Raw genomic sequence first — 9583 nt, forward strand, 5'->3', positions numbered from 1 at the left:
ACCCGGCCACGGGCACGCGAACGGCGGTCAGGCGAAGCTGTGCCACGTTCTAGACAAAAGCTGACGTTGGGCGCCCCGCCCTTTAGGATGTGTCTATCCCAAATTGGTCCTACCACTGGACCGCACAAGTCAGACTTCAGGAGGCGAGATGACAGCGCAACCGATCAAACAGCAGAAGCTGGCTGCCAGCGCGGCCGAGGAACTTCTGGCGCTGATCCTGCGCGGCAAATTCGCGGCGGGTCAGCGGCTGCCGCCCGAGCGGACGCTGGCCGAGCAGATGAACATTTCCCGGACCAGCCTGCGCGACGGCATCGCCCGGCTGGAAGTGCTGGGACACCTCGAAGCGCGTCAGGGCAACGGCGTGTTTGTCCGCGAGCCCTCCGCGGCGCATCTGACCCAGCCGTTTCAGGGCATGCTGGCCCGCTCGCCGCAGAGCATGGCCGATCTGCTGGAGTTCCGCGAGATGGTTGAGCCGCAGGTGGCCGCCCAGGCCGCCGCGCGCGCCACGACCACGCAGATCGCCCAGTTGCGGCAGTGTCTGGAGCGGCAGGAAAGCGCCTCGGCGCGGCACATTAAGCTGAGCGACGAGGATCTTATCTTTCACAACCTGATTGCCGAGATTGCCGGCAACGCGGTCGTGATGCTGGTCCTTGAAACCCTGCGGACACTGATGACCTCTCTGCGCGATCAGGTGGTGGGTGACCGTCCAGAACGCACCATTGCCGAACACCGTGCCCTGGTGGATGCCGTGGCCAGCGCATCCCCGGACGCGGCCCGCCAGGCCATGCTTGATCATCTGCGTTCCGTCCGGCTGCACGCCGCCCCCCTCATCACCCCCGCTCTTACTACTCCCCCTCTGACCTCCCAAGGAGAAGACAATGCGTAAATCCCAGTTTCTGATGGCCTTTCTAAGCGCCGCCTTCCTGAGCGCCGCTTCCGCCTCGGCACAGACCCTGACCGTGGGTCTGGACGCCGATCCGCCCCGCCTGGACCCCGCGCTGTCTACCGCGCTGGTGGACCGGCAGGTGATGAACCAGATTTTCGACAAGCTGGTGGATCTGGACGTGAACCTCAAGGTGGTCCCGGCACTGGCGACCTCCTGGAAGGTCACCAACGGCGGCCTGACCTACACCTTCAAGCTGCGCAGCGGCGTGAAGTTCACCGACGGCACCGTGCTGGACGCCGCCGCCGTCAAGTACGGGCTGGACCGCAACCGGACGCTGGAAGGCAGCGCCCGCAAGAACGAGATGAACAGCATCAAGGAGGTCAAGGTCATCGATGCCCAGACCATCCAGATCAACTTGGCGCAGCCGTACGGGCCGCTGCTGGCGGTGCTCACTGACCGCGCGGGCATGATCGTCTCGCCCACGGCGGCCAAGAAAGCCGGCGCGGATTTCCAGAACAACCCGGTGGGCAGTGGCCCCTTTGCCTTCGTCAGCCGGGTGCGGCAGGACAACATTACCCTCAACGCCAACAAGAGCTACTGGGGCGGCGCGCCCAAGATCGACAAGCTGGTCTACCGCCCCTTTACCGACGGTGACGTGCGCTACGCCAACCTGCTGTCGGGCGCGGTGCAGGCCATCACGCCGATTGACCCCAAGGACATCAGCAAGCTGGAGCAGAACGCCAAATTCAACGTCCTGAACTACCCCGGCATCGGCTTTCAGGGCGTGTGGTTCAACGTGACCCGCGCGCCGTTCAATAACAAGAACTTCCGGCAGGCGGTGGCGGCCACCATCGACCGCGAGGCGATTGCCAAGAGCATCTTCTACGGCACCGTCACGCCCGCCGCTGGCCCCTTCCCGCCCGGCACACCCGCCGCGTCCTCGGCCATCACGGTCCAGAAGCCCAACATCGCCCTCGCCAAGGAGAAACTGGGCGGGAAGCCTCTGTCGTTCACGCTCCTGACAGTGCCCGGTAGCGTGACCACGCAACTGGCGCAGGTGTACCAGGCCATGTTCGCGCAGGCCGGCATCACCGCCAAGATCGAGCAGGTTGAATTCGGCACGCTGCTCGACCGCGCCGACAAGCAGGACTACGACGCCCTGATGCTGGGCTGGAGCGGACGTCCCGATCCCGACGGCAACATCTACGACTTCTTCGTCACGGACGGCACCAACAACCAGGCCGGGTACAGCAACAAGACGGTGGACAGCCTGCTGGCCAAAGCCCGGGCCCAGACCGCGATGTCCGCCCGCACGGCCACCTACAACGTCGCGCTGAGCACCATCATCAGCGACACGCCCTACACCTGGGTGTACTTCCAGCGCAACCTCGTGGCGAGCGTCAAGGGCCTCACCGGCCTCAAGCCCATCCCGGACGGCATTCTGCGCTTCAAAGACGTTGACCTGAAATAACGAAGTGAGTCCGGCGGGGGCGGGCAGTCAGTTGTGCCCGCCCCTTTTGCCCTGTAGAAACCCTGTGGAACCAAGGAGGTCTAGTGGCTGTTTTCGCGTTACGCCGTCTGCTGTCGTCGATCCCCACCCTGCTGATCGTCACGGTCATCGTGTTCGCCATGGTCAAACTGCTGCCCGGTGACCCGGCCCGGCTGATTCTGGGCCAGGAAGCCACGCCGCAGGCCCTGGAAGAACTGCGCCGCTCCTTGGGCCTGGACCGCTCCCTGCTGCAGCAGTACCTCAGCTGGCTGGGCGGGGCCGTGCGGCTGGATTTCGGCACCAGCCTGACCGACAACAGCAGCGTGAGCCGGCTGATCGCCCAGAAACTGCCGGTCACGCTGGAACTCGCGCTGTTCGCCATGCTGATCTCGCTGCTGATCTCTCTGCCGGCCGGCATTCTCAGCGCGGTGCGGCGCAACACCTGGGTGGACCGCCTGCTGACGCTGCTGGCCCTGTCGGGCATCAGCCTGCCCAACTTCTTTCTGGGCATCTTGCTGATCTACCTGTTCAGCATCCGGCTGGCGTGGATTCCGGCCAGCGGCTACACCAGCCTGCTGGAGAATCCGGGCCGCAACCTGCTGCTGCTGCTGCTGCCCGCCATCACGCTGGGCGTCGGTTCGGCGGCGGTGTTGACGCGCTATCTGCGCTCCAGCCTCAGCGAGACGCTGAATCAGGATTACGTGCGCACAGCCCACGCCAAGGGGTTGCCCGGAGGACAGGTCATTTCCAAACACGCGCTGAGAAACGCCCTGATTCCCTTCCTGACCGCCTTCGGGCTGCAACTGGGCGGCCTGCTGGGGGGGGCCGTGATTACCGAGCAGATCTTCAGCATTCCCGGCTTCGGACGTCTGCTGGTGGACGCCGTGTTCACCCGCGATCTGCCCGTGATTCAGGGTGTGGTGCTGGTCTCGGCGGTGGCGGTCTTCCTGGTGAGTTTCCTGGTGGACCTGAGCTACGCGGCCGTCGACCCGCGCATTCGGTACAACTGATGGGGGCCAGCATATGACCACAACCCTTTCCAAGACGCCGGCCTCCGCCAGGCGGCGGCTGCCGGCCCCCCTGCGCCGCTTTCTGAGCAACCGGCTGGCGGTCATCGGCCTGTTCGTGCTGCTGGTGTTCGCCGTCTCGGCGCTGCTGGCACCCTGGGTGGCCCCGTTTGACCCGGCGCAGATCTTCTTCTCGGACCTGCGGGCAGCGCCCGGCGCCGCGCACATCTTCGGGGCCGACGAGCTGGGGCGCGACATCTTCTCGCGGGTGGTGTACGGGGCGAGGGTCTCGCTGAGCGCCGGCCTGATCTCAGTGACGCTGGCGCTGGTCTTCGGCGGCGGCATCGGCCTTGTTGCCGGCTACGTCGGCGGCTGGGTGGACGACGTGCTTATGCGGGTGGTGGACGCGCTGCTGGCGCTGCCGTTCCTGGTGCTGGCCATTGCGCTGGCGGCCATTCTCGGCCCCAGCCTGCAGAACACCATGATCGCCATCGCCATCGTGACCGCCCCGGCCTTTGCCCGCATCACGCGCGGCGAGGTGCTGTCACAGCGCGAGCGCGATTACGTCCAGGCCGCGCAGGCGCTGGGCGCGGGCGACGGCCGCCTGATCACCCGCCACCTGCTGCCCAACATCAGCGGCGCGCTGATCGTGCAGACCTCGCTGGCCATCGCCAACGCGATTCTGGCCGAGGCCAGCCTGTCGTTCCTGGGCCTGGGCATTCAGCCGCCCGCACCCAGCTGGGGCTCGATGCTCAATGCTGCCCGCGGCTACCTGACCGACGCGCCGTGGATGGCCGTGTTTCCCGGCTTCGCCATCTTCCTGGCCGTGCTGGCCTTCAACCTGATCGGCGACGGCCTGCGCGAGGCGCTGGATCCGCGCAGCCACAAATCCTGACCTTGCCCCCTCTCCCCTGACCACCGAGGTTCCTATGCCCACGTTTACTTCCATCCGTCAGCCGGTCTATGCCCGTCAGGGCATGGTGGCCACCAGTCAGCCGCTGGCCGCCCAGGCCGGACTGCACATGCTGCGCGAGGGCGGCAACGCCATCGACGCCGCCATTGCCACCGCCGCCGCCCTGACCGTGGTGGAACCCACCAGCAACGGCATTGGCGGGGACCTGTTTGCCCTGGTCTGGGACGACGGCGCGCTGCACGGCCTCAACGGCTCCGGGCGCTCACCCCAGGCCCTGAGCCTGGATGCGCTGCCCGGGGGCCAGATGCCCACCCACGGCTGGCTGCCGGTCACCGTGCCGGGCGCCCCGCTGGCTTGGGCCGATCTGCACGCGCGCTTTGGCCGCCTGCCGTTCGCGCAGGTGCTGGCCCCCGCCATCCACTACGCGCGTCACGGGTACCCGCTGTCGCCGGTGCTGGCCGAGAACTGGCGGCGTGGCATTGAGGCCCACCGCGCCCGCACCGGGCCGGAGTTCGACGAATGGCGGCGCGTGTTTGCCCCGGACGGCTTTCAGGCCCAGGCCGGCGAACTCTGGCAGTCGCCGGATCATGCCCAGACCCTGGAGCGCATCGCGGACAGCGCCGCCGCTGACTTTTACGAGGGTGAGCTGGCCCGCAAGACCGATGCCCACGCGCGCGCCACGGGGGGACTGCTGCGCCTGGAGGACCTGGGCGAGCACCGCAGCGAGTGGGTCACGCCCATCAGCCGGGCCTACCAGGACCACCGCCTGTGGGAGATTCCGCCCAATGGCCAGGGGCTCGCGGCCCTGGTGGCGCTGGGCATTCTCGACGGCCTGGATCTACCGCCCCGGCACGATGATCCAGCCGGCATGCACCTGCAGATCGAGGCGATGAAGTTGGGCTTCGTGGACGCCCACCGCTACGTGGCCGATCCGCAGCACGGCCCGGTGCCGGTCGAGGCGCTGCTGGCGGAACGTTACCTGGCCTCGCGCCGTGCACAGATCGGCGCCGTGGCCATCGATCCCCAGGCCGGGGACCCGGACAGCCACGGCACGGTGTACTTGGCCGCCGCCGACCGGGACGGGCAGATGGTCAGCCTGATCCAGAGCAACTACATGGGCTTCGGCAGCGGAGTCGTGGTGCCGGGCACGGGCATCGCGCTGCAGAACCGCGGCCATAATTTTTCTCTGGAAGCCGGCCATCCCAACGTGCTGGCCCCGCGCAAGCGCAGCTACCACACCATCATCCCCGGCTTCCTGACCCGGCAGGACGGCGTCCCGATGGGTCCCTTCGGGGTTATGGGCGGGTTCATGCAGCCCCAGGGCCACCTGCAGGTCACCGTGAACACGGTAAAGTACGGCATGAATCCGCAGCAGGCGCTGGACGCCCCGCGCTGGCAGTGGACCGGCAAGACCACCGTGGAGGTCGAGCATGAACTGGGCGGCGCGGCGGCGCGGGCCCTGCAGGCACGCGGGCACAATGTCGTGGTGCAGCTCAACCCGAACGCCTTCGGGCGCGGTCAGATCATCTGGCGCGATCCGGCGACCGGCGTGCTGACCGGCGGCAGCGAGTCGCGCACCGACGGTCAGGTGGCCGCATTTTGATCCTGCTGGTCACGCTGGCCATCGGTCTGCTGGCCGGCGTCCTGGGGGCGATCCTGGGGCTGGGCGGCGGCGTGGTGGTGGTTCCGGCGCTGGAGTTCCTGCTGCCGCGCCTCGGGCAGGAGATCACCATCGGGCAGGCCGTGGCCATCAGTCAGTTCAGCGTGCTGGCGGTCGGGCTGTCCGGCGCAGCGGCGTACCTGGGCCAGGGGCTGGTGCGCGCCCGCACCGGCTACCTGCTCTCGCCGTACACCATCGTGGGCGGCACGGTGGGCAGCCTGCTGGGGCTGGTGCTGCCGGCCCAGGCGGTGGCCACGGTGTTTGCCGTGCTGCTGCTGTACTCCGCGTACAACCTGCTGCGCGGCCTCAAACGCATCGAGGTGGAGCGTGAACCCAGCCGCCTGGTGCCGCCGGCCATGACCTTCGCGGGCGTGATGAGCGGGCTGCTGGGCATCGGCGGCGGCACGGTGCAGGTCCCGGTGATGAACCTGCTGGGCGGGCTGCCGATCCGTCAGGCCATTGCCACCAGCACCTTCATCATGGGCCTGACCGCGGTGGCCAACGCCCTGATCTACCAGGCGGGAGGACTGCTCGACGCCCGGCTGGCGTGTGCCGTGGCCCTGGGCGTGCTGGTCGGGGCCAGGGCCGGGGCCGGGCTGCAGCGGCGCATTCCGGACCGGCAGCTCAAGGTGTTCTTCTCGGCGCTGCTGGTGCTGACCGCCACGCAGCTGCTGTGGAAATACTGGGGGAACGCATGACCGGTGACCACGAAACGCGGATTCTGCCCGCCTGGCTGTACCCGCTGTGTTTCTGGCTCGCGTTGCCGACGCTGCTGGTCAGCGTCCTGGTGCCGGGCTGGCAGGCGGTGGGCGTGTGGTTCATGATGGCCGTGCCGGCCTTTGCCGCGCTGGTGGTGGCGGTCACCCAGTGGCGGCATGACCGCCGGGTCAGCGTGGCCGCGTTTACCGCCCTGGCCGGGCTGGCCCTCGTGATCGGCGTGAGGCAGCTGATCGGTTAGTGCAGGTGATCGGTGGGTGCACCCGGCTGGAAATGCCGACCGGACGACGCGGAACGTTCCCTGTGGGGGGGTTCCGCGTCTTTGTCGGTCAGGACCGGCCGGGCGCCCGGGCTTTGTGCGGCTGCCGTTGTCCGGCAGCTGGCCGCAAGGTTCAGTTCAGCCTGTGACTGTGCTGTGAGGACACTTGAAGGACACTGGGGCATGCTGGCCCGCCCTCCCATCCGGTCCCTGCCTGTTCTGGCTGGCTACCTGGTGATCTACGCGGCATGGCTGCTGCTGGGGGCCCCTGCAGGTTCCCTGGGCTCTCTGCCAGCGAACCTTGCCATCATCCCGCCGTTTCTGCTGGCCTCGCTGATGGTCTGGCGGGTCTCCCGACTGCCGCGGGTTCCGGCGCCGCGCACCTGGCGCCTGCTGGCGTACGGCCTGCTGGCCTGGGGGCTGGGCGCACTCACGTATGCGGTTTACGACCAGCTGGGCCTGTCTCCCTTTCCGTCGCTGGCGGACCTGGGGTATCTGGCCGCGATGCTGTGGCTCACCGCAGGCCTGATGTCCCTGCGCCGCGAGCGGCTGGGCACGCTGCACACCCTCAGTTTCCTGACCGACGCCGCGCTGGTCACGCTGGTCCTGAGCGACCTGCTGTGGAGACTGAGCCTGAAAGACATCCTCTCAGACACCAGCCTGTCCCGCCTTGCGCTCTGGATCTCCCTGGCGTATCCCGCCCTGGATCTGTTGCTGTGTGCCGCCACGGTCACGCTGGCGCTGTGGCGTCCGCTGGGCATCAAACGGCGCGTCGTGGCCCTGCTGGCGGCGGCAGGGCTGGGTTTTCTGGTCACCGACGTGGTGTACATAGACCTGGTGGCCGGTGGGGGGTACGCGCCGGGCAATGTGGTCGACCTGGGCTGGCCGCTGGCCGCGCTGCTGATGGCCTGGGCAGCGTGGCGCAGCGCTCAGGTGACCTCAAGCAACATGTCGCCCCGTGTGTCACGCGAGGGCTGGAAAAGGCTGCTGCCGCATTACGCGGTGCTGGGCGTGTTCGTGGTCTACCTGATGACCCATCTGCGTGCGCCCCTGGACGACGTACAACTGGGGATCTTGTGGCTGACCGTGGTGCTGTTCGTGGTCCGGCAGTTTCTGGTGCTGACCGATTATCAGCGGCTGCAGCTGAGCCTGACCCACCGCGCCGAACACGACCCGCTGACCGGCGTGCGCAACCGGGATGATCTGGAGGTCCGTCTGCAGCTGCAGATTGACGAGGCCCACAGCTGGAACGGCAGCGTTGCGGTGCTGTTCGTCGACCTGGACCGCATGAAGGAGATTAACGACACCTTTGGCCATCCGGTGGGTGACCGTCTGCTGCGGGCGGTGGCCGACCGGTTGATGGCCCAGCTGCCCCCCGCCGCAGTGATCTCGCGGTTCGGCGGTGACGAGTTTGTCGCGGTTCTTCCCACACGGGGTGCAGAGGAAATCGCCGGGGTGGCCCAGGCGCTGCTGGACACCGTGGGGCGGCCGTACCAGATCGGGCCTGAACTGCTGCACATCTCGGCCAGCATCGGGGTCTCGCTGGCGCCCGGCGACGCCGCCGACGCCGCCTCGGCGATTGAGCAGGCGGACATGGCGATGTACCGGGCCAAACAGGCCGGCAAGGGCACCTGGCGCTTTGCCAACGAACAGCTCAACAGCCTGCACATGCCCCAGGCCAGGCTGGAGGTGCTGCTGCGCGGCGCCCTGGGCCGGGGCGAGTTCACCCTGGCCTACCAGCCGCTCATCGATCTCGGCAGTGGCCGGGTCCGCAGCTTCGAGGCCCTGATGCGCTGGACCTCACCGGAACTGGGGCCGGTCTCTCCGGCCGACTTTATCCCGGTGGCCGAGACGCGCGAGATGATGGGCGGCCTGGGCCGCTGGGCGCTGCACGAGTCCGTCCGCGAGATGTGCGCGTGGCAGGCAGAGCTGCCCGGCGTCAGCGTGGCCGTCAACGTTTCAGCCACCCAGTTTGCCCACGAAGATTTCGTGGACAGTGTGCGCGCGGCGCTGCACGAGCATGGCAGCGCCCCGCACCTGCTGACCCTGGAACTGACCGAGAGTGCCGTGCTGGCCGACGTGGCCCAGACCCGGCAGAAACTGCAGGACCTGGGCACGCTGGGCGTCCGTGTGGCCCTGGATGACTTCGGGACCGGCTACTCCAGCCTGGGCCAGCTGCGCTCGCTGCCGGTGGACGTCCTCAAGATTGACCGGGTCTTTACCCAGGACAGCGAGACCGACGCGGCTTTTCTGCGGGCGATGATTTCCATGGGCCATAGCCTGGGGCTGGAAGTGGTGGCCGAGGGCATCGAGAACGCCTCCACCCTGGCCCGGCTGCAGGCCCTGGGCTGCGATCTCGGCCAGGGTTACCACCTCGCCCGGCCCCAGCCCGCTGCCCAGGCCGTGGCCGGAATGGTCCAGTTCCGCCTGTCCTCCGGGACCGGCCCCTTGCAGCTGAACCGGTAGAGCGGGCGGAGCGCAGACCTGGGCCGGGTCCCGTCAGATCGCTGGGTGGGCCGCAGCCCATTGAGGTTCTGCCACGCCGCCGTTCACCACCAGGAGGCAGTGGGCCGGCTGCCTAGAGGCTGCCAAGAACCCTACCCAAGAAAGGGCCTGATTTTCGCCAACATCAGAACGCAAGCAGCGACGAAA

The 9583-nt window shown here is 67.8% G+C and carries 8 protein-coding genes; all 8 read left to right on the forward strand.

Going from position 1 to position 9583, the window contains the following annotated elements; all coding sequences use genetic code 11:
- Window positions 1-148: 148 nt before the first annotated feature.
- The 8 genes from IEY31_RS16975 (at window position 149) to IEY31_RS17010 (ending at window position 9397) form a co-directional block, all read left to right on the forward strand.
- Window positions 149-886: a FadR/GntR family transcriptional regulator gene (locus tag IEY31_RS16975; protein ID WP_188974145.1), complete on the forward strand. Its 738-nt coding sequence runs from the start codon at window positions 149-151 to the stop codon at window positions 884-886.
- Window positions 879-2357, forward strand: coding sequence for an ABC transporter substrate-binding protein (locus tag IEY31_RS16980; protein ID WP_188974146.1), 1479 nt, complete (start codon window positions 879-881; stop codon window positions 2355-2357). The genes IEY31_RS16975 and IEY31_RS16980 overlap by 8 nt, the downstream gene beginning before the upstream one ends.
- Before the next feature lie 83 nt (window positions 2358-2440).
- Window positions 2441-3385, forward strand: coding sequence for an ABC transporter permease (locus IEY31_RS16985; protein WP_188974147.1), 945 nt, complete (start codon window positions 2441-2443; stop codon window positions 3383-3385).
- 13 nt (window positions 3386-3398) lie between these two features.
- Window positions 3399-4277, forward strand: coding sequence for an ABC transporter permease (locus IEY31_RS16990; RefSeq protein WP_188974148.1), 879 nt, complete (start codon window positions 3399-3401; stop codon window positions 4275-4277).
- 34 nt (window positions 4278-4311) lie between these two features.
- A complete protein-coding gene (locus tag IEY31_RS16995; protein ID WP_229723737.1) occupies window positions 4312-5898 on the forward strand; it encodes a gamma-glutamyltransferase family protein in 1587 nt (528 codons plus the stop codon).
- On the forward strand, window positions 5898-6653 hold the full coding sequence (locus IEY31_RS17000; RefSeq protein WP_188974152.1) for a sulfite exporter TauE/SafE family protein: 756 nt from the start codon (window positions 5898-5900) through the stop codon (window positions 6651-6653). Before IEY31_RS16995 ends, IEY31_RS17000 begins: the two co-directional genes overlap by 1 nt.
- Window positions 6650-6913, forward strand: a complete 264-nt coding sequence (locus IEY31_RS17005) for a hypothetical protein (RefSeq protein ID WP_188974149.1) — start codon at window positions 6650-6652, stop codon at window positions 6911-6913. Before IEY31_RS17000 ends, IEY31_RS17005 begins: the two co-directional genes overlap by 4 nt.
- A 201-nt stretch (window positions 6914-7114) precedes the next feature.
- Window positions 7115-9397, forward strand: a complete 2283-nt coding sequence (locus IEY31_RS17010) for a putative bifunctional diguanylate cyclase/phosphodiesterase (RefSeq protein WP_188974150.1) — start codon at window positions 7115-7117, stop codon at window positions 9395-9397.
- Window positions 9398-9583: the final 186 nt, after the last annotated feature.

Source organism: Deinococcus aerolatus (genome assembly GCF_014647055.1).
Classification (GTDB): Bacteria; Deinococcota; Deinococci; order Deinococcales; family Deinococcaceae; genus Deinococcus; species Deinococcus aerolatus.

Excerpts from the sequence above, each read along its gene's own strand:
- IEY31_RS16975 (WP_188974145.1), top strand. The coding sequence starts at position 149 with ATGACAGCGCAACCGATCAAACAGCAGAAGCTGGCTGCCAGCGCGGCC.
- IEY31_RS16980 (WP_188974146.1), top strand. The coding sequence starts at position 879 with ATGCGTAAATCCCAGTTTCTGATGGCCTTTCTAAGCGCCGCCTTCCTG.
- IEY31_RS16990 (WP_188974148.1), top strand. The coding sequence starts at position 3,399 with ATGACCACAACCCTTTCCAAGACGCCGGCCTCCGCCAGGCGGCGGCTG.
- IEY31_RS16995 (WP_229723737.1), top strand. The coding sequence starts at position 4,312 with ATGCCCACGTTTACTTCCATCCGTCAGCCGGTCTATGCCCGTCAGGGC.
- IEY31_RS17005 (WP_188974149.1), top strand. The coding sequence starts at position 6,650 with ATGACCGGTGACCACGAAACGCGGATTCTGCCCGCCTGGCTGTACCCG.
- IEY31_RS17010 (WP_188974150.1), top strand. The coding sequence starts at position 7,115 with ATGCTGGCCCGCCCTCCCATCCGGTCCCTGCCTGTTCTGGCTGGCTAC.